The sequence below is a fragment of the Cellulomonas denverensis genome, assembly GCF_012396125.1.
GTDB lineage: Bacteria > Actinomycetota > Actinomycetes > Actinomycetales > Cellulomonadaceae > Cellulomonas > Cellulomonas denverensis.
In genome coordinates this window covers 89,002-113,026 of the sequence record NZ_JAAXOX010000012.1, presented here as the reverse complement: position 1 = coordinate 113,026, position 24,025 = coordinate 89,002, and the positions used below count along the sequence as shown (strand labels likewise).

The 24,025-nt window shown below is 73.4% G+C and carries 20 protein-coding genes; 8 read left to right on the top strand and 12 right to left on the bottom strand.

The genetic code is table 11. The features are described from left to right. The first annotated feature begins 51 nt into the window (after nucleotides 1-51). Both HGA03_RS16110 and HGA03_RS16105 read left to right on the top strand, forming a co-directional pair. Nucleotides 52-819, top strand: coding sequence for a carbohydrate ABC transporter permease (locus HGA03_RS16110; RefSeq protein ID WP_168631319.1), 768 nt, complete (start codon nucleotides 52-54; stop codon nucleotides 817-819). Next, nucleotides 816-2,981, top strand: coding sequence for a hypothetical protein (locus tag HGA03_RS16105; RefSeq protein ID WP_168631318.1), 2,166 nt, complete (start codon nucleotides 816-818; stop codon nucleotides 2,979-2,981). The genes HGA03_RS16110 and HGA03_RS16105 overlap by 4 nt, the downstream gene beginning before the upstream one ends. Here HGA03_RS16105 and proB read toward each other — a convergent pair whose 3' ends face one another. The 5 genes from proB to HGA03_RS19460 form a co-directional block, all read right to left on the bottom strand. Continuing rightward, nucleotides 2,982-4,133, bottom strand: coding sequence for a glutamate 5-kinase (proB, locus tag HGA03_RS16100; RefSeq protein WP_168631317.1), 1,152 nt, complete (start codon nucleotides 4,131-4,133; stop codon nucleotides 2,982-2,984). A 58-nt stretch (nucleotides 4,134-4,191) separates the two neighbouring features. Then, nucleotides 4,192-5,712, bottom strand: a complete 1,521-nt coding sequence (obgE, locus tag HGA03_RS16095; protein ID WP_168631316.1) for a GTPase ObgE — start codon at nucleotides 5,710-5,712, stop codon at nucleotides 4,192-4,194. 102 nt (nucleotides 5,713-5,814) lie between these two features. Then, nucleotides 5,815-6,069 carry a 50S ribosomal protein L27 gene (gene rpmA, locus HGA03_RS16090; RefSeq protein ID WP_168631315.1) on the bottom strand — a complete coding sequence of 85 codons (255 nt, stop codon included), beginning with the start codon at nucleotides 6,067-6,069 and terminating at the stop codon, nucleotides 5,815-5,817. Between the two features lie 56 nt (nucleotides 6,070-6,125). After that, complete coding sequence (gene rplU / locus HGA03_RS16085; protein WP_203767404.1) at nucleotides 6,126-6,434, bottom strand: 50S ribosomal protein L21; 309 nt, start codon at nucleotides 6,432-6,434, stop codon at nucleotides 6,126-6,128. 238 nt (nucleotides 6,435-6,672) lie between these two features. Next, entirely contained in the window at nucleotides 6,673-10,311 is a 3,639-nt protein-coding gene (locus HGA03_RS19460) for a ribonuclease E/G (protein WP_239073562.1), read from the bottom strand. 466 nt (nucleotides 10,312-10,777) lie between these two features. Between HGA03_RS19460 and HGA03_RS16075 the strand changes: the two genes are divergently transcribed. The 5 genes from HGA03_RS16075 to HGA03_RS16055 are packed head-to-tail and all read left to right on the top strand — an operon-like array spanning nucleotide 10,778 to nucleotide 18,755. Next, the gene (locus tag HGA03_RS16075; protein WP_168631312.1) at nucleotides 10,778-12,271 is read left to right on the top strand and encodes a cytochrome ubiquinol oxidase subunit I; all 1,494 of its coding nucleotides are present in this window, start codon (nucleotides 10,778-10,780) and stop codon (nucleotides 12,269-12,271) included. Nucleotides 12,272-12,287: 16 nt separating this feature from the next. Then, a complete protein-coding gene (gene cydB / locus HGA03_RS16070) occupies nucleotides 12,288-13,343 on the top strand; it encodes a cytochrome d ubiquinol oxidase subunit II (protein ID WP_168631311.1) in 1,056 nt (351 codons plus the stop codon). A gap of 17 nt (nucleotides 13,344-13,360) precedes the next feature. Then, nucleotides 13,361-15,166: a thiol reductant ABC exporter subunit CydD gene (gene cydD, locus HGA03_RS16065; protein WP_168631310.1), complete on the top strand. Its 1,806-nt coding sequence runs from the start codon at nucleotides 13,361-13,363 to the stop codon at nucleotides 15,164-15,166. After that, nucleotides 15,163-17,007, top strand: a complete 1,845-nt coding sequence (cydC, locus tag HGA03_RS16060) for a thiol reductant ABC exporter subunit CydC (protein ID WP_168631309.1) — start codon at nucleotides 15,163-15,165, stop codon at nucleotides 17,005-17,007. Before cydD ends, cydC begins: the two co-directional genes overlap by 4 nt. Then, nucleotides 16,992-18,755, top strand: a complete 1,764-nt coding sequence (locus tag HGA03_RS16055; RefSeq protein ID WP_168631308.1) for a GAF domain-containing sensor histidine kinase — start codon at nucleotides 16,992-16,994, stop codon at nucleotides 18,753-18,755. Before cydC ends, HGA03_RS16055 begins: the two co-directional genes overlap by 16 nt. Before the next feature lie 61 nt (nucleotides 18,756-18,816). On the opposite strand, the gene HGA03_RS16050 is transcribed toward HGA03_RS16055, so the two are convergent. Next, a complete protein-coding gene (locus HGA03_RS16050; protein ID WP_168631334.1) occupies nucleotides 18,817-19,446 on the bottom strand; it encodes a response regulator in 630 nt (209 codons plus the stop codon). Between the two features lie 136 nt (nucleotides 19,447-19,582). On the opposite strand from HGA03_RS16050, the gene HGA03_RS16045 reads away from it, so the two are divergent. Then, the gene (locus HGA03_RS16045) at nucleotides 19,583-20,533 is read left to right on the top strand and encodes an NAD(P)-dependent oxidoreductase (protein ID WP_168631307.1); all 951 of its coding nucleotides are present in this window, start codon (nucleotides 19,583-19,585) and stop codon (nucleotides 20,531-20,533) included. On the opposite strand, the gene mutM is transcribed toward HGA03_RS16045, so the two are convergent. The 6 genes from mutM to coaD all read right to left on the bottom strand — a co-directional run bounded on the left by mutM (nucleotide 20,530) and on the right by coaD (nucleotide 24,022). After that, nucleotides 20,530-21,420, bottom strand: coding sequence for a bifunctional DNA-formamidopyrimidine glycosylase/DNA-(apurinic or apyrimidinic site) lyase (gene mutM, locus HGA03_RS16040; protein ID WP_168631306.1), 891 nt, complete (start codon nucleotides 21,418-21,420; stop codon nucleotides 20,530-20,532). The two genes, HGA03_RS16045 and mutM, sit on opposite strands and share 4 nt — an antisense overlap. Before the next feature lie 13 nt (nucleotides 21,421-21,433). After that, nucleotides 21,434-22,135 carry a ribonuclease III gene (gene rnc / locus HGA03_RS16035; RefSeq protein ID WP_168631305.1) on the bottom strand — a complete coding sequence of 234 codons (702 nt, stop codon included), beginning with the start codon at nucleotides 22,133-22,135 and terminating at the stop codon, nucleotides 21,434-21,436. A gap of 41 nt (nucleotides 22,136-22,176) precedes the next feature. Next, nucleotides 22,177-22,371 carry a 50S ribosomal protein L32 gene (gene rpmF, locus HGA03_RS16030; protein ID WP_168631304.1) on the bottom strand — a complete coding sequence of 65 codons (195 nt, stop codon included), beginning with the start codon at nucleotides 22,369-22,371 and terminating at the stop codon, nucleotides 22,177-22,179. Nucleotides 22,372-22,373: 2 nt separating this feature from the next. Then, complete coding sequence (locus HGA03_RS16025) at nucleotides 22,374-22,955, bottom strand: YceD family protein (protein WP_168631303.1); 582 nt, start codon at nucleotides 22,953-22,955, stop codon at nucleotides 22,374-22,376. 100 nt (nucleotides 22,956-23,055) lie between these two features. Further along, complete coding sequence (locus tag HGA03_RS16020; protein ID WP_168631302.1) at nucleotides 23,056-23,529, bottom strand: hypothetical protein; 474 nt, start codon at nucleotides 23,527-23,529, stop codon at nucleotides 23,056-23,058. Between the two features lie 16 nt (nucleotides 23,530-23,545). After that, on the bottom strand, nucleotides 23,546-24,022 hold the full coding sequence (coaD, locus tag HGA03_RS16015) for a pantetheine-phosphate adenylyltransferase (RefSeq protein ID WP_168631301.1): 477 nt from the start codon (nucleotides 24,020-24,022) through the stop codon (nucleotides 23,546-23,548). Between the last annotated feature and the right edge of the window lie 3 nt (nucleotides 24,023-24,025).

The following is a 24,025-nucleotide window of genomic DNA, read 5'->3' as shown; positions in this document are numbered from 1 at the left end:
CGGGGCCGGCGGTCCCGGATCGCCCGCAGCGTCCAGTACACGACACTCACCGTGATCGCCCTGGTGATGGTCGCACCACTGGTCTTCGGGCTGTACGTGTCACTGCTTCCGCCGGAGCGCTATCTCGACCTGGTCGGGCCGGGCGACCTCACGCTGGCGAACTACGCCTACGTCGTGCAGCACGCATCGATCGGCACCTGGTACCGCAACACGCTGGTGGTGACCGCGCTGGTCGTCGGCGGAGCGGTGCTGGTGAACACGCTGGCCGGATACGCACTGGCCCGGTTCCGGTTCGCCGGCCGGCGGTGGCTGCTGCTCGGGGTGATCGCGATCCTGCTGGTCCCGCTCCAGGCCTACCTGATCCCGCTGTACCTGCAGATCGCCTCCTACGGGTGGCTGAACAGCCTGATCGCCCTGGTGGTGCCGTTCTTGGTGAACCCGCTGCTGATCTTCCTGATGCGCCAGACCTTCTCCACCCTGCCCGCCGAACTCGACGAGGCAGCCGCGCTGGACGGTGCGGGGCGGTTCCGGACCTTCCTGCAGATCGGGGTGCCGCTGGCGATGACCGGCATCGCGACCCAGGCGATCCTGGCGGGGACCTGGACCTGGAACAGCTTCCTGATCCCGGTCACGATGGTGAACGATCCGGACAAGTTCGTCCTCACCGTGGGACTGAACAGCCTCCAGGCGCAGAACTACACCCTGCCGACGGTGCAGATGGCGGGGGTGGTGCTGCTGACGATCCCGGTCGTGCTCATGTTCGTGGTGTTCCAGCGGTTCATCGTGCCGAGCCTGGCCAGCTCCGGCATCAAGGGATGAACACCCACGCCGTCGACCGGCGCCCGGTCGCCGACGGCTCCGGGATCGAACTGTCCTGTCCCGCCGGGCGCTGGCGGGCAGCCGCCCCGGTGCAGATCCTCGTCGTGGCACCAGGCCAGGCGGTGCCACGGACCGTCGCCGTGCCGTACACCGCGATCCGCCGGGATCGGGCCGGCGGGATGCACGGCACGGCGACCGTTCGGGTCAGCCCCGGCTGCACCGTGCAGGTCGAGGATCACTGGTCCGGCGGCACCCAGCTGACCCTCCGGCGCTCGGTGCGGGTCGAGGGGACGGCACCCGGTGGTTTCGCGAGCGCGGTCGGTCTGGCCCGTGTCACGGCCGAGGACTGGCCCGAGCTGGAGATCACTGCGCCGGGTCTGGTCTACGGCCACGCCCGCCCGGTGAGCGCCTGGACGCTGGGCGGGCCGGAGGCCCTGTGCTCCGGCCTGCGGGACGTGCTGATCCGGGAGGACCGGCTGTCGGCACCGCACCTGACCGTGCGCTACCCGGACGGCGTCGCCCTCACCGTGCACCGGGAGGGCGGCACCCGCGCCACCGTCGCCGCCGACGGCCTGGACGAGCACGGCGGGATCGTGATCGATCCGCGGGTGGACCTGGTGGCGCTCGGCGGCCGCAGCACCGCCGGCGGTGTCGAGGTCGGTGGCGCCTACCCGGCGGCCGAAGGCGAGTGGTCCTACACCAGCGGTGGCCTGCCACTCACCGGGCTGCCGGGCTGGCGGATGACGCTGCACCCGCTGCGCGACGGCCTGCGCCACGGGGTGACGCTGGCCTGGACCGTCATGCCCCCCGCCGACCGCGCCACCCACCTGGCGCAGGCCCGCGAGGCGGCATGGCGACGGCACCGGCCGACCGCTGAGCCGGTGGCGGCCCGGGAGTACCTGCTCCCGGTCGCGCGGGTGCTGGCCGGCCAGGTGCGCACGGCACCGACCGGAGGCGCCGGCGTCGGGCTGGAGTCCGACCCGCGGACCGGGCTACCGGTGCCCGGCGCGACCGCAGCCGTGATGGGGTTCGTGGGCGCGGGGACCGACGTCGGTGCCTGCCTGCTCCGGATCGCGGACCTGATCCGCGCGGGCGACCTGCCCCGACCGGACGCCACTGGGCCCACTGGACCTGCCGAGGCCGACCTGCTGGCGGCAACCGGCAGCGCCGTGCTCGACACCTTCGCCGCGCTGCCGCTGAATCCACCGGCCGGTGAGGGCTGGGACCTTGCGACCGGAGCCGTCACCACCTACCGCGACCTGAACGGGATCCCCGCCGTGTTCGCCCGTGCCCTGGCCGAGGGTGGCCGCGCCGCGCTCGCCGCCGCTGCCGGACGTACCGGACCGGCGGCCGACCGCTGGCGAGCGTGGGCCCGGTCCGGGGCAGCATTCCTGCGCGGCCAGCAGCGGGCTGACGGTTCATTCCCCAGAGCCTGGCGAGCCGGGACCGGGGACGTGCTGCAATCCTCGCCGACCGCCACCGCGAGTGTGGTGCCGTTCCTGATCGAGGCGGCAGGTCCGGACCCGGCCGGTCTGGAGGCGGCGGTGCGGGCCGGCGAGGAGGTGTGGGCCCGGGTCGGCGAGCGGCTGGCCTATGCCGGAGCGACCCTGGACAACCCGGACGTGGTGGACAAGGAAGGCGCCATCCTCGCGGCCCGGGCGTTCCTGGCCCTGCACCGTCGCACCGGTGAGGACGCCTGGTTGGACCGGGCGCTGCATGCCGGACGGGTGGCCGAATCCTGGGTGCACCTGGTCGATCTGCCGATGCCCGCCGATGCCCCCTGGCCGGACCTGCACTGGAAGCCGGGACGCTCCACTGTCGGCCTGCAACTGATCACGTCGGGGGTGACGATGTCGGACGGGTTCCTGGTCGCGGACGCCGCCACTTTCGCCGACCTGGCGCTGCGATCCGGCCAGGCGTGGCCCGGGCGGGTGGCGCGACTGGTGCACCACGGCTCACTGGCCATGCTGGCGACAGCCGACCGGACCTGGGACCTCGCGGGGCCAGGCTGGCAGCAGGAACACTGGGGGCTGGGCCCGCGCCGGGGCTACGGGCTGAACCGGCACTGGTTGCCCTGGACCGCGGTCGCGGTGCTGGACGGTTACCTGCGCCTGCACGATCTGGGGCCCGCGGCCGAGGCATTGGTCGGCCTGGACGGCTGATCAGTGCGGGCGACGCCGCACCAGCACCAGGTCGTCGCGGTGCACCAGTTCCCGGTCGTAGCCCTTGCCCAGGTCGGCCCGCAGGTCGGAGGTGGACCGGCCGAGCAGGTCGGGCACCTCATCGGCCGAGTAGGCCACCAGCCCGCGGGCGATCACGGCGCCGTCCGGGTCGACCAGCTCCACCGGGTCACCGGCGTGGAAGTCGCCGTGCGCGGCGGTCACCCCGGCCGGCAGCAGCGACTTGCCGCGTTCCAGCACGGCGTGCACCGCACCGGCGTCCAACACCAGCCGGCCCCGGGTGCGCGCGGCGTAGGCCAGCCACAGCAGCCGGGTGGAGGTCCGGCGACCGGTCGCGGCGAACCAGGTGCCGACGTCCTCCCCCGCCAGCGCACCGGCCACCTGGGCCGCGGAGGTCAGCACCACCGGGATGCCGGAGGCGGTGGCGATCGCGACCGACTCCAGCTTGGTCACCATCCCACCGGTGCCGACCCGGCTGCCCCGGGCGGTCACGTCGATGCCCTCCAGGTCCTGCGGGCCGCGCACCTGGGCGATCCGCTCCGATCCCGGGTGGGTCGGCGGGCCGGTGTAGAGCCCGTCGACGTCGGTGAGCAGGGTCATCGCGTCGGCGTGCACCAGGTGCGAGACCAGCGCGGCGAGGCGGTCGTTGTCGCCGAACCGGATCTCGTCGGTGGCGACGGTGTCGTTCTCGTTCACGATCGGCACGATGCCCAGGTCCAACAGCCGGTCCAGGGCGCGCTGGGCGTTGCGGTACTGCCCGCGGCGCATCGTGTCGTCGGCGGTGAGCAGTACCTGCCCCACCCGCAGTCCGTGGTCGGCGAACGCCCGGGTGTAGTGCGCCACCAGCAATCCCTGGCCGACCGAGGCGGCGGCCTGTTGGGTGGCCAGGTCCCGGGGCCGGCGGGACAGACCCAGCGGGTCCATCCCGGTGGCGATCGCACCGGAGGACACCAGCACCACCTGGTGGCCGGAGTTCACCCGGGCGGCCAGCACGTCCACCAGGGCGCGCAGTCGCTGCGGGTCGAGCCGGCCGTCCGGGTCGGTCAGGGACGAGGACCCGACCTTCACCACCACCCGGTGCACCTCGGGCAGCAGACGGCGGTCGGTCAACGGGGCGGCGCTCACGCGGGACATCATCCCGCGTCCGTGCCCCGGGCCGTCACCGGCATCCGGTCGGCGGACGCCCGGGCGGTCACTCCGCCTCGGGGTCGGACCAGTGCCCGGCCTCGCGCTCCTGCCACAGCTCCTCGCGGGCCTCCGCCTTGGCGTCCATCCGCTCCTTGTACTCGCGGCGCTTCTCCCCGCGGGTCGGGCGGCTGTGGTCGTCCAGGCGCATGTCGGTGCCGCGCGGGCCACCGAGCAGCTCGGAGCCGGTGGTCAGGGTGGGCTCCCAGTCGAAGACCACCGCCCGGTCGCCGTCACCGATCACGACCTCGGCACCGGCGACCGCACCTGCCTTGAGCAGCTGGTCCTCCACACCAAGCCGGGCCAGCCGGTCGGCCAGATAGCCCACCGCCTCGTCGTTGGTGAAGTCGGTCTGGCGCACCCAGCGCTCCGGCTTGCTGCCCCGGACCTGGAAGTACTCGTGGTCACCGTCCTGGCGGCGGGTCACGGTGAAGCCACCGGCGTCGACCGCCTTGGGCCGCAGCACCACGCGGGCCGCCTCCGGCTGCGGAGCCTCCCGGCGGGCCTGCTCGACCAGTTCGGCCAGCGCGAAGCTCAGCGGGCGCAGCCCTTCGTGGCTGGCGGTGGACACCTCGAACACCCGCAGGCCGCGGGCCTCCAGGTCGGGACGGACCATCTCGGCCATGTCCCGGGCGTCCGGCACGTCGATCTTGTTCAGCACCACCAGGCGCGGACGCTCGTTCAGCGGCACCCGGCCGCCCTCGATCTGCAGGTCCCCGCTGTACGCGGCCAGCTCGGCCTCGATCACATCCAGGTCGCGGACCGGGTCGCGGTCCGATTCCAGCGTGGCGCAGTCCAGCACGTGCACGATCACCGCGCAGCGCTCGATGTGCCGGAGGAACTCCAGACCCAGGCCCTTGCCCTCGCTGGCGCCCGGGATCAACCCCGGCACGTCGGCGACGGTGTAGCGCGCGTCGCCGGCCTGCACCACGCCCAGGTTCGGCACCAGCGTGGTGAACGGGTAGTCGGCGATCTTCGGCCGGGCGGCGGACATCGCGGCGACCAGGCTGGACTTGCCGGCGCTCGGGAACCCGACCAGCGCGACATCGGCGATCGTCTTGAGCTCCAGCACCACGTCCGCGGCGTCGCCCGGCTCACCGAGCAGCGCGAAGCCGGGGGCCTTGCGCCGCGGCGAGGACAGGGCCGCGTTGCCCAGCCCGCCGTGACCGCCCTCGGCGATCGTGTAGGTGGCACCGACGCCGACCAGGTCGGCCAGCACCTCGCCCTCGGGGCTCTTGACCACGGTGCCGTCCGGGACCGGCAGCAGCAGATCCGCACCGGTGGCGCCGTTCCGGTTGTCGCCCATCCCCTGGGTGCCGGAGGGCGCGTGCCGGTGCGGCGAGTGGTGGTAGTCCAGCAGCGTGGTGACCTGCGGGTCGACCACCAGGATCACGCTGCCGCCGTTCCCGCCGTTCCCGCCGTCGGGGCCGGCCAGCGGCTTGAACTTCTCCCGCCGGATCGAGGCACAGCCGTGGCCGCCGTCACCGCCACTGGCGTGCAGCACCACCCGGTCGATGAAGGCGGCCATCGTTCACTCCTCTGCTCCCCGGGTCGTTGCCCGGGACCTACTGAAACATGCCGAAGGGGCGCACCGCCGACGCGGTACGCCCCTTCGACCGAAGAACCGAGGTCAGTCCGCCGTGACGACGTCGATGACCTTGCGGCCGCGGCGGGTGCCGAACTGCACCGCACCCGGGGCCAGGGCGAACAGGGTGTCGTCCCCGCCACGGCCGACGTTCACGCCGGGGTGGAAGTGGGTGCCACGCTGCCGCACGATGATCTCGCCCGCGCCGACCACCTGGCCGCCGAAGCGCTTGACGCCCAGACGCTGGGCGTTCGAGTCACGACCGTTGCGCGAGGAGCTCGCGCCCTTCTTGTGTGCCATCTCAAGGCCTGCTTTCTAGATCCGGGTTTTCACGACGCGGGCGGACCCGCGGCAGGTCACTTGATGCCGGTGACCTTGAGACGGGTCAGCGCCTGGCGGTGACCCTGGCGACGGCGGTAGCCGGTCTTGTTCTTGTAGCGCAGGATGTCGATCTTCGGGCCCTTCTCGTCCCGGACGACCTCCGCGGTGACGGTGATCTTCGCGAGCGCCGCGGCGTCGGAGGTCACCTTCTCCCCGTCGACGAGCAGCAGCGCAGGCAGCTCGACGGTGGCGCCGGCACCGGCCGCGAGGCGGTCGACCACGACGACGTCGCCAACGGCGACCTTCTCCTGACGGCCGCCGGCCTTCACGATCGCGTACACCACGTTGCTGCTCATCTCTGCTCGTCGAACTACAGGTTCTGGGGCGTGTGCCGGAGCCGACGACCCCCGCACGCGCCGGTTGTCGGCGGCGGACCGGGAGAGCTCAACGGCTTCACACACGAACGGCGCTCTCCGACAGGTCCTGCCGAAACGGGACCACGCGCCAGAGCGCACCGACGTTCAAGGATACGCGGGCCGCTCGGTAGGGGTCAAACCACCGGGCGGCCCGCGCACCCGTCGTTCACTGTTCCGGCTGCTCCGGGGACTCGGTCAGCTCGTCGATCGCCTGATCCGGCATCGGCTCGCCGTCCTCGAACACGCTCGGGTCGACCTGGGCCAGCGCCAGCTCCGGCTCGGCCCCACCGTCCGCACCGGAGGTCTTCTCCCCGGTGCCGAGCTCACCCAGCGCGGCGAACACGTCCAGGTACGGACGCTCACCGCCCTCGGCGGCCGGCGAGGTGACCTCGGCCGCGGCCGGCTCGGCGGTCGGCGCCTCGTCCTCGCTCTGGTGTGCGTGCGCCGCGGCGGCCGCGATCGTCGCCAGGGTGGCGTTCACCTGCTCGCGCGCCTCCGGCAGCACCGGCACTGCGGTCTCCTTCTCCGGCGCCGGAGTGGCCGAACCGGAGCCGCCACGCTTGCGCCGCGACCGCTTCGACTCGCCCTCGCCGGAGGAGGACTTCTCCTGCTGCTGGTGCTGGTGCTGACCGCCACCACCGTTGCCGCCGGACTTCTCCACCGGCTCGGTGTGCACGATGAAGCCGCGGCCGTGGCAGTGCTCGCAGGTCTCGGAGAACGCCTCGACCAGGCCCTGGCCCACCCTCTTGCGGGTCATCTGCACCAGGCCCAGCGAGGTGACCTCGGCCACCTGGTGCTTGGTCCGGTCCCGGCCCAGGCACTCGACCAGCCGGCGCAGCACCAGGTCGCGGTTCGACTCCAGCACCATGTCGATGAAGTCGATCACGATGATGCCGCCGATGTCCCGGAGCCGGAGCTGGCGGACGATCTCCTCCGCGGCCTCCAGGTTGTTCCGGGTGACCGTCTCCTCCAGCGTGCCGCCCGCACCGGTGAACTTGCCGGTGTTGACGTCGACCACGGTCATCGCCTCGGTGCGGTCGATCACCAGCGAACCGCCGGACGGCAGCCACACCTTGCGGTCCATGCCCTTGGCGAGCTGCTCGTCGACCCGGTGGTCGTGGAAGACGTCACCGGTCCCGGTGTACTTGCTCATCTTCTCGACCAGGTCGGGCGCCAGCTCACCGATGTAGCCGGAGATCGTCGACCACGCCTCGTCACCCTGGACCACCAGGGAGCTGAAGTCGTCGTTGAAGATGTCCCGGACCACCCGGATCGCCATGTCCGGCTCACCCTGCAGCAGCGACGGCGCCGAGGCGGTCTTCGCCTTCTTCTCGATCGCCTCCCACTGCGACTGCAGCCGGGCGATGTCCGCACGCAGCTCCTCCTCCGAGGCACCCTCCGCGGCGGTGCGCACGATCACGCCCGCCGAGTCCGGCACGACCTCGCGCAGGATCTTCTTCAGCCGGCTGCGCTCGTTGTCCGGCAGCTTGCGGCTGATCCCGGTCATGCCACCACCGGGCACGTAGACCAGGTAGCGGCCGGCCAGGGTGACCTGCGAGGTGAGGCGGGCGCCCTTGTGCCCGATCGGGTCCTTGGTGACCTGGACCAGCACCGAGTCGCCGGACTTCAGCGCCTGCTCGATCCGGCGGGTCTTGCCGCCCTCGACCCCGGCGGCGTCCCAGTTGACCTCACCGGCGTACAGCACGGCGTTGCGGCCACGGCCCACGTCGACGAACGCCGCCTCCATGCTGGGCAGCACGTTCTGCACCCGGCCGAGGTAGACGTTGCCCACCATCGACGCCTGGGCCTGCTTGGACACGTAGTGCTCGACCAGCACGCCGTCCTCGAGCACCGCGATCTGGGTGCGCCCGTCCAGCTCGCGCACGATCATGCTGCGCTCGACCGACTCGCGGCGGGCCAGGAACTCGGCCTCGGTGATGATCTGGCGGCGGCGACCGGCGTCCCGGCCCTCCCGGCGGCGCTGGCGCTTGGCCTCCAGCCGGGTGGACCCGCGCAGGGCGGTCACCTCGTCCCGGCCGGTGCCACGCCCCGCGGACGACGACGACGAACCGGAGTCCCCGTCGCCACCCCGGGAGCGACGACGGCGGCGGCGGCGACGGCTGCTGCCGGACCCCTCGCCCTCGTCGTCGGAGTCGCCGTCCTCGGCGGACTGGTCCTCGGCCGACTCGTCCTCCGCGGACTCGGCGGAGTCGTCCTCGCCACCGTCCTCGGACTCACCCTTGGCGCGGGAACGACGGCCACGGCCACCACGACGGCGGCGGCGACGGGGCGAACCCTCGCCGTCCTCGGCCTCGTCGCCCTCGGACTGCTGCTCGTCGGTCTGGTCGTCGGCCTGCTCGTCCTCGGCGGGCACCTCCGGCTGCTCCTCGGCGGTCTCCTCCACCTCGGACTGCTGGCCGGAACGCTTGCGACCACCGCGGCGGCCACGGCTGCGGCGACCGCCACCGGTGGACTCCGGCTCGGTGGACTCCGACTGCTCGGCCGGCTCCTCCGCGGCGGGCTGCTCGGCCTCGGCCTCCGCGTGCGCGGCGGCGGCGATCTCCTCCGGCGACCCGGCGGGGGCCTGGGCACGACGGCGGCGACGGGGGGTGGGGTCCGGCGCCTGGAACAACAGCGCGGTGGTGGCCAGGCGGCCGGCACCGGCGGTCGGCTTCTCCGGCTCGGGGGTGACACCGGAGAAGGCGGCCAGCACGTCCAGCGCGGCGCCCTGCCCCTCGGTGGTCTCCTCGGTGGCCTCCTCGTCCTCCTCCGCCTCGTCGGCGGGCTCGGTGGCCGGAGCGGAGGGCTCGGGGGCGGGCGTGGCGACCGGCTCGGCGGCCGCGGCGGCCGGGCGGGTGGCGCGGCGGGACCGGGTGCGGCGGGCCGGGGCGGCGGGGGCCTCGGTGGCGCTGGTGGCGGGCTCGTCGGCCGCGGACCCGGTGGTGGCGGACCCGGTGGTGGCCGACTCGGGGGTGCTCGCGGTCCGGGCAGTGCCGCCGGCGGCCTCGGCCGGTGCGTCAGCGGTGGTCGCAGCAGCGGAGGCCGGCGCGTCGGTGGGCGCGGCGGCCTTGCGGGTGGCGCGTCGGCGCTTGGGTGCGGCGGGGGCGTCGGCCGCGGACGCAGCGGCGGTGGCGTCCGTGGCGGACACGTTCGTGGCGGCGGTCGCGGCAGGAGTCTGCGGGGCGTCGGCCTCGGTACCGGACGGGGCCGGCTCGGTGGTGGCGGCCTTGGCCGGGGCCTTCTTCTTCGCCGGGGCGCGGGTGGCGCGCTTCTTGGGGGCAGCCTGGTCGGCGGGCGCATCGGCGGCCGACGCGGCAGTGTCGGCGGGCGCGCCGGTCCGGTCTGCGGTGTCCGCAGCGGCGGTCCGTGCGGTGGCGGTCCCGGCGCGGGCACCGGTCTCGGCAGCGGCGCTCTCGACGGCCGGGGCGGTCTCACCCTCGACCGGGGCGGCGACCGCCTTCTTCCGGGTGCGGGTGGCCTTCTTCGCCGGGGCCTTCGCCGCGGCGGGCTCGGCGACCGGGGCAGCCTCGGCGGTCGCGGCACCGGCGTCCGGCACCTCGGTGGCCGTCGTGGCGGTCGCGGTCTTGCGGGTCCGGCGGCGCGGGGCGGCGACCGGGGCCTCGGCGGCGACCTCGGGGGCGGCGGTGCCGGTGGTCGGCTCGGTCGCCGGGGTGGCCGAGGGTGCCGCGGCGGTAGCGGGGGCCTCGGCCGGCGTGGCGGCGGGGCGGGTGGCGCGGCGCGGGCGCTTGGCGGGGGTGGTCCCGCCGGTCGCAGCGGTCACGGCGTCGGTGTTCTCGGATGTCACGTGCGTGTGCTCCTGGGTGCCGCGGATCCGCCGGTCACACCGCCGGCGCCCCACGGGCTGTTCGGTCGTCGCTCGCGTCCCCGCGGCGACGGAAGTCGATGTCGGTCGCCCACCCCGTGCGCTCGGCGCCATCGCCTGCCCTCGCCCGCCGTCATCTCGACGGGGGCGCACGGGCGGCGGCTGGCGTGCTCGGCGCGCCGGAGAGGCGTACTCGCAAAAACCAGCGCAGGCCGTGTGAGTTCCTGCTGCCGCAGCGAGTATCGCACAGTGCCCTACGTCACGCGCGGAGGACCGTCCCGGGCCCCGTGTGCGACACATCACCACACGCGACGAAGCGACAGGGTGTCAGATCGCGGGACCTTCGTCCTATGCTTGTGAACACAGGCGCAATAGCGTCGGCGACGGGTCACACCCCCGGACCTTCGGCCCTCCCACACCCGCCTCGCACCTCGGACGGAGCCCCCCAGTGGAAGCCCTCGACCTGGCACGGTGGCAGTTCGGTATCACCACCGTCTACCACTTCATCTTCGTGCCGCTGACCATCGGACTGTCGCCGCTGGTCGCCATCATGCAGACCATCTGGGTGCGCACCCAGAACGAGACCTGGCTCAAGCTGACCAAGTTCTTCGGCAAGCTGTTGCTGATCAACTTCGCGATCGGCGTGGCCACCGGCATCGTGCAGGAGTTCCAGTTCGGCATGAACTGGTCGGAGTACTCCCGCTTCGTCGGTGACGTCTTCGGCGCACCCCTCGCCATGGAGGCCCTGGCGGCCTTCTTCGTGGAGTCGACCTTCCTGGGCCTGTGGATCTTCGGCTGGGACAAGCTGCCGAAGAAGATCCACCTGGCCTGCATCTGGGCGGTCGCCATCGCCACCAACCTGTCGGCCTACTTCATCCTGGCCGCCAACTCCTGGATGCAGCACCCCGTCGGCGCCGAGTTCAACGTCGAGACCGGCCGCGCCGAGATGACCGACATCTGGGCGGTGCTGACCAACAACACCCTGCTCGCCGCGTTCCCGCACACCATCACCGCCGCCTTCCTGACCGCGGGCACCTTCGTCGCCGGCATCGCCGCCTGGTGGATGGTGCGCCTGGTCCGCAAGGGGCAGGAGGACAAGGCCCGCGAGATCTACCGTCCCGCGGTCAAGCTCGGTGTCTTCACCATGCTGGTCGCCGGTGTCGGCCTGGCCATCTCCGGCCACGCCCAGGGCCAGCTGATGTTCGAGCAGCAACCGACCAAGATGGCCGCAGCCGAGGCGTTGTGCGAGACCGAGGACGGAGCGGCGTTCTCGCTGCTGGCCATCGGTGACCTCAGCAACAACTGCGAGGGCGTCACGCACTACCTGCAGATCCCCGGCCTGCTGTCCTTCCTGGCCAACAACGACTTCTCCTCCGAGCTGCGCGGGGTCAACGACCTGCAGGCCGAGTACGAGGCCCGGTACGGCGACGGTGTCACCGACGTCAACTACATCCCCGACCTGACGGTGACCTACTGGTCGTTCCGCCTGATGATCGGCTTCGCCCTCGGCTCGGTCGCACTCGCCCTGACCGCGCTGTGGCTGACCCGCAAGGGCCGGGTCTCCGGCAACAAGTGGCTGGCCCGGATCGGCATCTGGGCGATCCCGACCCCGTTCCTGGCCTCGGCCTTCGGCTGGATCTTCACCGAGATGGGCCGCCAGCCCTGGGTGGTGGCGCCGAACCCGAGCGGCATCGACGAGGTCCGGTTGCTGACCATGCGCGGTGTCTCCGAGGTGGTCAGCCCGACCGAGGTCATCCTGTCGTTGGCGCTGTTCACCCTGCTGTACGGGGTGCTCGCCGTGGTCTGGTTCCGCCTGATGAAGCGCTACGCCTCGGAGGGTGTCGCCGACACCGAGAAGGACGTCTCCCCCGACAACCCGGACAACAAGCCCGACCCGAACGACCCCGCATCGGCCGACCGGCCGCTGTCGTTCGCCTACTGAGGCAGGAGTCAGCGACATGGACCTCTCGATCCTCTGGTTCCTGCTGATCGCGGTGCTCTGGACGGGTTACCTCGTCCTGGAGGGCTTCGACTTCGGCGTGGGCATGCTCCTTCCGTTCCTCGGCCGGAACGAGAAGGACCGCCGCGTCATGATCAACACCATCGGCCCGGTCTGGGACGGGAACGAGGTGTGGCTGCTCACCGCCGGTGGCGCCACCTTCGCGGCCTTCCCGGAGTGGTACGCCACCCTGTTCTCCGGGTTCTACCTCCCGTTGTTCCTGATCCTGCTGGCGCTGATCGTCCGGATCGTCGCCTTCGAGTGGCGGGGCAAGATCAACACCCCCGGCTGGCGGGCCTGGGCCGACCGGGCGATCGTCTTCGGCTCCTACGTGCCGGCGATCCTGTGGGGCGTGGCCTTCGCCAACCTGGTGCGCGGTGTCGAGCTGGACGCCAACTACCAGTACGTCGGCGGGTTCTTCGCCCTGCTGAACCCGTTCGCCCTGCTAGGCGGGCTGTGCCTGGCGTCGATCTTCCTGACCCACGGTGCGGTGTTCCTGGCGCTCAAGACCTCCGGCGACATCCACACCAAGGCCGCCAAGCTCGCCGAGACCTCGTCGGTCGTCACCCTGGTGGTGGCCGCGGCGTGGGCGATCTGGGCCCAGCTGGCGTACTCGGTCGCCTGGACCTGGGCTGCCGTGGCGGTCGCCGCGATCGGACTGCTCGTCGTGGTCATCACCACCCGGCAGCGGCGTGAGGGCCGGGCGTTCGTCGCCTCGGCCGTGGTGATCGTGGCGGCGGTGGTGCTGATCTTCGGCTCGATGTACCCCGACGTCATGCCCGCCCTCAACCCGGACTACTCCCTGAGCATCGCGGCGGCGTCCTCCACGGACTACACGCTGACCGTGATGACCTGGGTGGCCGTGATCCTCACCCCGATCGTCCTGCTCTACCAGGGCTGGACCTACTGGGTGTTCCGCAAGCGGATCTCCGCCGACCACATCCCGGAGCACACCGGTCTCACCTTCGCGCAGGTCACCGCGCGCAAGGACGAGGCCGGCGCCGCTCAGGTCTGAGGGAGACACTCTCCTCCGTGAAGCCGCTCGATCCGCGTCTGCTGCGTTATGCCCGTGCCGCCCGGGGCTATCTGGCCCTGACGGTCGCGCTCGGGCTGGTCACCGCCGGACTCGTCATCGCCCAGGCGATCCTGCTCGCGCAGGTGCTCGCCGAGGCCGCCCATGACGGTGTCCCGCTGGCCGACCTGCTGCCGCGGATCGGGTGGCTCGCGGTGGTGATCGCCGCCCGTGCGCTCGCCACCGGGGTGCAGGAGCGGTACGCGCACCGCGCGGCCACCCGGGCGGTGACCGAACTGCGCGAACAGGTGGTGGCCCGGGCCGCGGAGCTCGGGCCGCGCTGGCTGGCCGAGGGTGCCGGTCCCCGGGTGGTCACGCTGGCCACCCGGGGGCTGGACGCCCTGGACGCCTACTTCGTGAAGTACCTGCCGCAGCTGGTGCTGTCGGCGACGGTCACCCCGGCCACGCTGGTGGTGATCCTGCGGCTGGACTGGGTCAGTGCTGCGATCGCCGCCGGCACCCTGCCGCTGATCCCGATCTTCATGGTGCTGATCGGCCAGCTCACCCAGGGCCGTTCCGAGCGCGGGCTGACCGTGATGCAGCGGCTCGGCTCCCAGGTGCTCGACCTGATCGCCGGGATCGCCACACTGCGTGCCTTCGGCCGGGAGCGCGGTCCGGCCCAGCGGGTCCAGGCGCTCGGCGACGCGCACCGCAAGGCCACGATGGGCACGCTGCGGATCGCCTTCCTGTCCGGCATGGTGCTGGAGCTGCTGACCACGCTGTCGGTCGCCCTGGTCGCGGTCAGCATCGGTCTGCGGCTGGTCTACGGCCAGATGACCCTGGTCGACGGGCTGGCGGTGCTGATCCTGGCGCCCGAGGTCTACTGGCCGCTGCGCCAGGTCGGTGCCCAGTTCCACGCCTCCACCGACGGGGTCGCCGCGGCGGAGCAGGTCTTCGAGGTGGTGGAGACGCCGCTGCCCGCCACCGGCACCCGCCCGGCCCCCGACCTGCGCCGGACCACGATCCGGCTCACCGACGTCACGGTCCGGGCACCCGGCCGCGACCAGCTGGCCCCCGCGCACCTGGACCTGGAACTCCCGCCCGGCAGCACCGTCGCCGTCACGGGTCCCAGCGGCGCCGGCAAGTCCACCACCGTCGACCTGCTGCTCGGCCTGCTGCGGCCCGACTCCGGGGCCGTGGAGTTGGTGCCGCAGGGCGAGGACCCGGTGCCGCTGGCCGAGATCGACCTGCACGGGTTCTGGCCGCAGATCGCCTGGCTCCCCCAGCGGCCGGTGCTGGAACCGGCCGCCCTGGACCAGCTGGTCCGCGGCGACGGCACCGATCCCGCTCGCCGGGACGAGGCCGCCCGGCTGACCGGCCTGGACGCGGTGGTCGCCGGGCTGCCGCAGGGCTGGGACACCGACCTGGGCCGCGGCGGCGCCGGGCTGAGCGTCGGACAGCGCCAGCGGGTCGCTCTGACCCGAGCGCTGCTGTCCCCGGCGCCGCTGGTGGTGCTGGACGAGCCCACCGCCCACCTGGACGCCGCCGGTGAGCGGGTGGTGCTGGACACCGTGCGCCGGCTGCGGGCCGACGGCCGGACCGTGCTGCTGGTCGCCCACCGCCCGTCGCTGATCGCGCTGGCCGACCGGGTGGTGACCGTCCGGGCGGAGAACGTCCCGGCAGCCCTCACCCCCTCGGAGACCACCCCGCCGGACACCGTGCCCACCGGAACCGCCTCGGCCGACCCGGACGGCTCGGACGGCTCGATCCCCTCGGCCGGCCCGGACGGCACCATCCCCTCGACCAGCCAGGAGGCCGGCCGATGAGCGCCACCCGCACCGCACCGGCCGCTGCCGCGGGCACCCTGACCCCCGCCGGTCGCCGCCAGGACCCGCTGTGGCGGGCGGTCGCCCTGCTGGACGTGGACCGGCGCCGGTTCGCGCTCGCCGCCCTGCTCGGCACCCTGGCCCTGGGCTGCGCGGTCGCCCTCGCCGCGGTCTCCGCCTGGCTGATCACCCGGGCGGCCCAGATGCCGCCGGTGCTGCAGCTGTCGGTGGCGACGGTGGGGGTGCGCGCCTTCGGCATCGGCCGCGGGCTGTTCCGCTATCTGGACCGGCTGGTCTCGCATGATGTGGCGTTGCGCGGGATGGCCACCCTGCGCACCACGCTCTACACCCGGCTGGCCGGCGGCCGTCCGGAGGCGACGCTGTCGGTGCGCCGCGGCGACCTGCTGGCCCGGGTCGGCGCGGATGTCGACGCGGTCGGCGACGTCGTGGTCCGTGGCCTGCTGCCCGCGACGGTGGCGCTGGCGCTCGGGGTCGGCACGGTCGCCGCGATGTCCGCCTTCCTGCCGGTGGCCGGGGCGATCCTGGCCGCCTGCCTGGTGCTCGCCGGCGTGGTCGCCCCCTGGCTGGCCCAGCGTGCCGCCCGGGCGACCGAGGAGCGCGCCGCCGACGCCCGGGGCCGGATGGCGGCCGCCGCCCTGGGGCTGCTGGACGATGCCGGGCCGCTGGCGGTGCAGGGCCGGACCGGTGCGGAGCTGGCCCGGCTGCGGGAGGCCGACGCCGACCTGGCCCGTGCGACCGATGCCGGGGCCGGACCGGCCGCGGTGGCCGCCGCCCTGGGCAATCTGGCGATCGGGATCGCGGTGCTGGGTGCGCTGCTGACCGGCATCCCGGCACTGGCGGCCGGGCAGTTGGCCGCGGTGGAGCTGGCGGTGATCGTGCTGACCCCGCTGGCCGCGTTCGAGGCGACCAGCGTGCTGCCGGCCGCCGCGATCCAGGTGCACCGCTCCCGCACGGCGGCCCAGCGGCTGATGGCCCTGCTGGACGCCGCCGACGCCCCCGAGGACGACGCCGCCGCGCGCCCCGCCCCGGTGGCCGACCCGGTCGACATCCCCGCCTGCGGCCCGGTGATCACCGCCCGCGGGCTGGCGGTCGGCTGGCCGGGCCGGGCGCCGGTGCTCACCGGGTTGGACCTGGAACTGCGGCCGGGCCGGTCGCTGGCCGTGGTCGGACCGTCCGGCATCGGCAAGACCACCCTGCTGCTCACGCTGTCCGGCTTCCTGCCGCCCCGCGGCGGCGAGCTGCTGCTGGACGGTGTGCCGCTGACCGACACCGATCCGGGCGCCCGGCTGGCCCGGCTGTCACTGACCACCGAGGACGCGCACGTCTTCGAGACCACCGTGCTGGAGAACCTGCGGGTCGCCCGCGGCGACGCCACCCCGGAGGAGGCCCGGGCGGCGCTGGTCACCGCCGGGCTGGGCGACTGGCTGGCCGGGCTGCCCGACGGGGTGGACACCGCCCTGGGCGCCGACGGCCGGAGCGTCTCCGGTGGCGAGCGCCGACGGCTGCTGCTGGCCCGGGCCCTGCTCTCCCCCGCCCCACTGCTGCTGATCGACGAGCCGGCCGAGCACCTGGACCCGGGCACCGCCGACCGGCTGGTGGCCGATCTGCTGGACCAGTCCGAGGACACCACCCGCGGCGTGCTGGTGGTGACGCACCGACTGGCCCCGCTGGCCGCCGCGGACGAGGTCCTGTTGCTCGATCGGGGCACGGTCGCGGCACGCGGCACCCACCAGCAGCTCCTGGCGGCCGATGCCCAGTACCGTGAGGCGCACGCCGCAGAGCTCGACGAGGGTGGGAACGACGAATGGCCGACAACCTGACGAACCGGCATCCCGGGCACGGCGTCACGACCACGATCCACCTGACCGACCCCGACGGTCGCCCGCGGGTGGAGATCGGCGCCGAGGACGAGTTCGGCGACCACCTGAGCGATCTGCTGGACGCGGTGCTCTCGGTCGCCTCCGACCTGGAACTGCCGACCGTGCTGGAGCGGTTCGTCCGGGTCTCGGTGGAACTGACCGGGGCCACCTACGGCGCGATCAACGTGCTGGACTCCCGCGGCGAGTCGACCACCTTCGTGCAGGCCGGGGTCCCGGCGGAGCTGGCCGCGATGATGGGCCACCCGCCACACGCCCGCGGGGTGCTGAGCAAGATCCCGGACCACGGGGTGCTGCACCTGGCCGACCTCACCGAGCACCCGGCGTTCGAGGGCTGGCCGAACAACCACCCGTCGATGGGCTCGTTCCTGGGTGCGGCGGTCCGGGTCCGCGAGCAGGTCTACGGCTACCTGTACCTGGCGGACAAGGCGGGCGGCTTCACCGAGCAGGACGACAACACCGTGATCGCGCTGGCCGCCACCGCCGGTGTGGCGGTGGCGAACGCCCAGCTGTTCTCCGAGGGCGCCCGGCGCGAGCACTGGCTGCGGGCCGGCCAGGAGATCACCACCATGCTGCTGTCCGGTGCGGACGAGGAGGAAGCGCTGGCGCACATCGCCGCCACCGCCCGGGACGTCGCCGACGCCGACGCCGCGGCCCTCGCGCTGCCCGGGCTGGGCGGGGAGTTGCTGGTCGAGCTGGCCGACGGGCACCGGGCGGACGAGCTCATCGGGTCCGTCCTGCCCCAGTCCGGCAGCTCCTGGTCCGTGATGACCGAGGGCTCCGGGATGCTGGTGGAGTCGATCTCCGCCTCCCGGCAGGTCAAGGTCCCCGCGATGCGCGCCTTCGGCTCCGGCATCTTCGCGCCGTTGCAGACCTCCGGCCGCGGGGTCGGCGTGCTGATCCTGCTCCGGCGGGTCGGGGCACCCGTGTTCGCCCCGCACGACCTGGCCACCGCCGAGTCCTTCGCCTCCCAGGCCGCGCTGGCCTTCGTGCTCGCCGAGGCCCGGCACGCCCAGGACGTCGCCGCCCTGCTGGACGAGCGGGAGCGGATCGCCCGGGACCTGCACGACCTGGCGATCCAGCAACTGTTCGCCACCGGCATGCAGCTGGAGACCGTGCGCCGCCGGGCCGCGCGCGGGGTGGATCCGGCCGAGCTGACCAGCATCGTCGAGGAGGCGCTGGACAACGTCGACGAGTCGGTCCGCCAGATCCGGCAGATCGTCTACGCGCTGCGCGACCCGGACGCCGCCACCGGCATCATCGAGCGGCTGCGCCGGGAGGCCTCGCTGGCCCGCACCGGGCTGGGCTTCGCCCCGTCGCTGGTGGTGGAGCTGGACGGGGAGACCGTCTCGGACGGCGACTACATCGTCGCGGACCTGGTGGACGAGCGGATCGGGCCGGACAAGACCGACGACGTGGTCGCGGTGGTGCGCGAGGGTCTGGCGAACGCCGCCCGGCACGCGCACGCCTCGTCGGTGTCGGTGAAGGTCAGCGTCACCGGGCAGGGCCCGACCGGCACCGTGCAGGTCGAGGTCCGCGACGACGGCCTGGGGCTGCCCGTGGTGCGGGACCGGCGCTCGGGCACCGGCAACCTGGCCACCCGGGCACGGCAGCACGGCGGGACGTTCTCGCTGGGGGCGGCTCCGGACGGGCCGGGCACGCTGCTGAGCTGGGAAGTCCCGCTCGGCTGAGAACGGCGGGACGGCCCCGACCGGGAGGTCCGGTCAGGGAGCCGGGGTCAGGCAGCCGGGGTCAGGAGTGCTGGCCGGTGTCGGCGCGCCAGCTGGAGTGCCGGCGGGCCGCCACCCAGGCCGCGACCTGGGTCCGTCGCTGCAGGCCCATCTTGGACAGCAGCGAGGTGATGTGGTTCTTGACGGTCTTCTCCGCCACGCCCAGCTTCTCGGCGATCTCCCGGTTGGACATGCCGTCGCCGATCAGATCCAGCACCTTGAGCTCGCTCGGGGTGAGGTTCTCGGTCGGGTCCTCATGCCCGGCGCGGCGGCGGGTGACCGTGCGCTCGTCCAGCAGGGTCCGGCCGGCGTGCACCGCGCGGATCACGTCGGTGATCTCCGCGCCGCGGACACTCTTGAGCAGGTAGGCGGCGGCACCGGCCTCCAGCGCGGCGGCCAGCGCGTCGTCGTCGAAGCTGGTCAGCACGATCGCCCGCGCCTCCGGCAGCAGCGACTTGACCTGGGTCATCAGGTCGATGCCGGTGCCGTCGGGCAGCTGCAGGTCGACCAGCAGCACCTGGGGGTGCACCAGTCCGGCCCGGCGGACGCCGTCCGCCACCGACCCGGCTTCGGCCACCACCTTCATCCCGTCGGCCCGCTCGACCACCTCGGCGATGCCCCGCCGGACGACCTCGTGGTCGTCGACGATCATCACGGAGATCGGCGCGGTGCGTGCGGGCTCAGGGGCGGCATTCGTCGCGGACACCTGGTCATCGTAGCCACTGTCCGGGACCAAAAGCCCGAACCTGCCACTGGCGTCCCGAACCCGGCTGCGCCAGTCTCCTGCCATGACGCTGGTGCTGCTCCCCGACACGATCCCGTTGGACCCCCGCCTGCCCGAGGGTGTTCGTGCCGCCCGGTACGACGTGCACCAGCCGATCCCGCCCGAACTGCGCGGCGCCGAGGTGCTGGTGGCCTGGGGCAATCCCGCCGACCGATTGGCCGAGGCCGCCCGCGACCTGACCGCCCTGCGCTGGGTGCAGTCTCTGGCGGCGGGGCCGGATGCGGTGCTGGCGGCGGGCTTCGATCCCGCGGTGGTGGTGACCTCGGGCCGCGGGCTGCACGACGGGCCGGTCGCCGAACACACCCTGGCCCTGCTGCTCGCGCTCGCCCGGCGGTTGCCGGAGGCGGTACGGGCCCAACAGCGCCGGGAGTGGTCCAGCGAGATCGGCGGGCTGCAGCCGATCCCGGGCAGTGACGGTGCCGGCTTCGGGTCGCTGTCCGGGGCGCGGGTGCTGATCTGGGGCTTCGGGTCGATCGCCGCCCGGCTGGCCCCGGCGCTGACCCTGCTCGGCGCCGAGGTGGTCGGGATCGCCTCCACGGCCGGACGCCGGGCCGGCTACCCGGTGGTGACGCTGGACGAGGCGCTGGACCTGCTCCCCCGCACCGACGCCCTCATCGACATCCTGCCCGCCACCACCGCGACCCGGCGGGTGGTGGACGACGGCATCCTGCGCCGGCTGCCGGCCCGCGCGGTGTTCGTCAACGTCGGCCGGGGCAGCACCGTCGACGAGGGTGCGCTGCTGCGCGCGTTGCAGGAGGGCCGGCTGGCCGCGGCCGCGGTGGATGTGACCGCCACCGAGCCGCTGCCCCCGGACTCGCCGCTGTGGGACCTGCCAAACCTGCTGATCACCCCGCACGCCGCCGGTGGCCGGCCGGTGGGCGCGGACACCCTGCTGGCGGACAACCTGGCCGCGTTCCAGCGCGGGGAGCCGCTGCGGAACACCGTGACCCGCTAGCGCGGCTGGCACACCGGGCAGAAGTGGCTGGACCGGTTCATGAACTTTTCCCGCACCACCGGCGCCCCGCAGCGCGGGCAGGCCCGGCCGCCCTGGCCGTAGACCGCCAGCGACCGGTCGAAGTACCCGCTGGCGCCGTTCACGTTGACGTACAGCGCGTCGAAGCTGGTCCCGCCCTGGCGCAGCGCGTCGCGCATCACCTCGGTGACGCCGTCCAGCACCCGGTGCGCCTGCTCGGCGGTCAGGTCGGGGGTCGGGTGCTCGGGGTGCACCCGGGCGCGCCACAGGCCCTCGTCGGCGTAGATGTTGCCCACCCCGGACATCAGGGTCTGGTCCAGCAGCGCCCGCTTGACCACGGTGCGCTTGCGGCGCAGGGCCCGGGCGAGCGCCTCCCGGTCGAGGGCGGGGTCGAGCAGGTCGCGGGCGATGTGCGCGGCCGGGCCGGGCACCAGGGCGGCAGCGGAGCCGGCGCCACCCGGGCGTCCGTCGGCGGTCGGTTCCAGGTCCACCACCGCCAGGTGCCCGAAGGTGCGCTGGTCGACGAAGTCCAGCGCTCCCCCGTCGTCCAGCAGCAGCCGCACCCGCAGGTGCCGGTGGTCGCCGCCCTCGGCCGGGTCGGCGCGGACCAGCAGCTGGCCGCTCATGCCGAGGTGGGCCAGCAGCGCGTCGTCGGACTCCGGGGCGCCCAGCGGCAGCCAGAGGAACTTGCCGCGCCGGACCGCGGCGGTGAACTCCCGGCCGACCAGGCGGCCGGTCAGGTCGGCGGCACCACCCAGGTGGCGGCGGATGCTGGCCGGCCGGCGCACCTCGACCCCGGTGACCCGGCGGCCGACCACATGGCGCTCCAGGCCGTCGCGGACGGTCTCGACCTCGGGCAGTTCGGGCACGGAGGTCTCCGGCTCAGTCGACGGGGGCGGTGGCCTGCTCGGACAGCGTGGTCCAGGCGCGCTCGGCGGCCTGCTGCTCGGCGAGCTTCTTGGCCGACCCGGTGCCGGTGCCACGGACCTGGTCGGCGACCACGACCTCGGCGGAGAACACCCGCGCGTGGTCCGGCCCGTCGCTGGTCACGTGGTAGCTGGGCGCACCGAGTCCGAGGTGGGCGGTCAACTCCTGCAGGCTGGTCTTCCAGTCCAGCCCCGCACCCAGGTGCGAGGCGGCGGTCAGCGTCGGGCCGACCAGGCGGAGCACCAGCTCCCGCGAGGGCTCCAGCCCGTGCGCCAGGTAGACGGCGCCGAACAGCGCCTCCAGGGTGTCGGAGAGGATCGAGTCCTTCTCCCGGCCGCCGGTGGCGATCTCACCCTTGCCGAGCAGGGTGTACGAGCCCAGGTCCAGGGTCCGGGCGACCGCTGCCAGGGCGCGCTGGGACACCGAGGCGGCGCGCATCTTCGCCAGCTCGCCCTCGGAGAGGTCGGGATACCGGCGGTACAGCTCCTCGGTGACCACCAGTCCGAGGACGGTGTCGCCGAGGAACTCCAGCCGCTCGTTGGTGGGGATGCCACCCGCCTCGTGGGCGAAGGAGCGGTGGGTCAGGGACAGCACGAGCAGCTCGGGGTCCAGATGGATCCCGAGCTGCTCGGCAAGCTGTGCTGCGGTGGTGCTCATGCGGTGCTACGACCGTGCGGGCACGGTCGTCGACGGGGCAATCAGCCCGCGTGCTCGGTCCGCATGGCGTCCGCGTACACCCGGCCCTTGTAGGTGCCGCAGGTGGGGCAGGCCTGGTGGGGCCGGTTCACCGCGTTGCAACGGGGGCAGGTGCTCATCGTCGTGGCAGTGGTCTTCCACTGCGACCGACGCGCACGGGTGTTGCTGCGCGACATCTTGCGCTTCGGAACAGCCACGGCTAGCTCTCTTTCTGATCGTCAAGCGTGCTCTGCAGGCCGCCAAGCGCAGCCCACCGAGGGTCTAGGGTCTCATGCCCGTGGTCCGGGTCATCAGCCAGGTGCGCACCACAGATGGAGCACAAGCCCGGGCAGTCGTCCCGACACAACGGCTGGAACGGTAGCGCAACCACCACCGCATCCCGCAATGCGGGCTCGACGTCGATCAGCTCGCCGTCCAGCTCGCGCAGGTCCTCGTCCTCCTCGTCCCCGGCGTCCGACGCGGCCTGGGCACGCTCGGGGTAGACGTAGAGCTCCTGGATGGCGACGTCGACGTCCTCGACGACCTCATCCAGGCAGCGCACGCACTCCCCGACCGCCCGGGCCTTGGCGGAGCCGGACACGAACACCCCCTCCATCACGGCCTCGAGCTGGAGGTCCAACTCGACATCCGATCCGGTGGGAACGCCGATCACCTCGGTGCCGAGATCCTCCGGGGCCGCGACCGTGCGCTGGACACGACGCATCGATCCCGGACGTCGGCCGAGCTCGTGGGAATCGAGCACGAACGGCGAACGGGGATCGAGGTGAGTCGCGCGCTCCACGGTCCACGGTCCTTTGACGAGGGGGTCTCGGTCCGCGGTAACCCGGCAGGACCAGCGACCAATGCTACGGCACCCGGGGCGGGTTACCGAATCGAGTGCGTCACACCCCGTCGTCGAGCCGGTGCGCCAGCTTGGCCCGCCCGGCCTGGACCTGGGCGACCAGCTTGCCCAGGTCGATCTCGAAGTCGGCCAGCCGCCGGTCGCAGTAGTCGTCGGCCTCCCGGCGCAGCTCGGCGGCCCGGTCCTCGGCGGCGGCGACGATCTCGGCCGCACGCTGCTCAGCCTGGGCCACCACCGCCTGCTCGCCGACCAGTTCCTCGGCCCGGCGGCGGGCGGCTGCCTCGATCCGCTCGCCCTCCTCCCGGGCGGCGGCACGTGCCTGGGCGGCCTCGGCCAGCACCCGCTCCGCATCGGCGATCTCGGTGGGCACGGCGGCGCGGGCCTGGGCGACCAGGTCCAGCAGCTCGGCGCGGCTGACCAGCACCGAGGACGACATCGGCATCGGCCGGGCATGGGTGATCGCCTGCTCCAGGGCGTCCAGCACCCCGGTCAGGCCGTCGGTCCGTTCGGTCATCGGGCCCCTCCTGTGCTCAGTTGCTCAGTGCCTCGCGCACGGCGTCCCCCACGCCGGCCGGCACCAGGTCGTCGATCGGGCCGCCGTGCCCCGCCACGTCCTTGACCAGCGAGGAGGCCACGTGCGCCAGCGCCGGGTCACCGGGGACGAACACGGTCTCCACCCCGGACAGGTGCCGGTTCATCAGGGCCATCGGCAGTTCGGCGTCGAAGTCGGCGCCGCCACGGATGCCCTTGACCACCAGATCCGCACCCAGGTCGCGCAATGCGTCGGCCAGCAGCCCGGAGGTCGCCTGCACCCGCACCCCGTCCAGGCCGGCCACCGCCGACCGGATCAGCTCCACCCGCACCTCCACCGGCAGCAGGGCGCGCTTGGCGGCGTTGTGCGCCACCAGCACCACGACCTGGTCGGCCAGCGACCGGGCGCGGCGGAAGACGTCCAGGTGCCCGAGGGTGACCGGGTCGTAGGAACCGGGGCAGACGGCGAGGGTCACGCC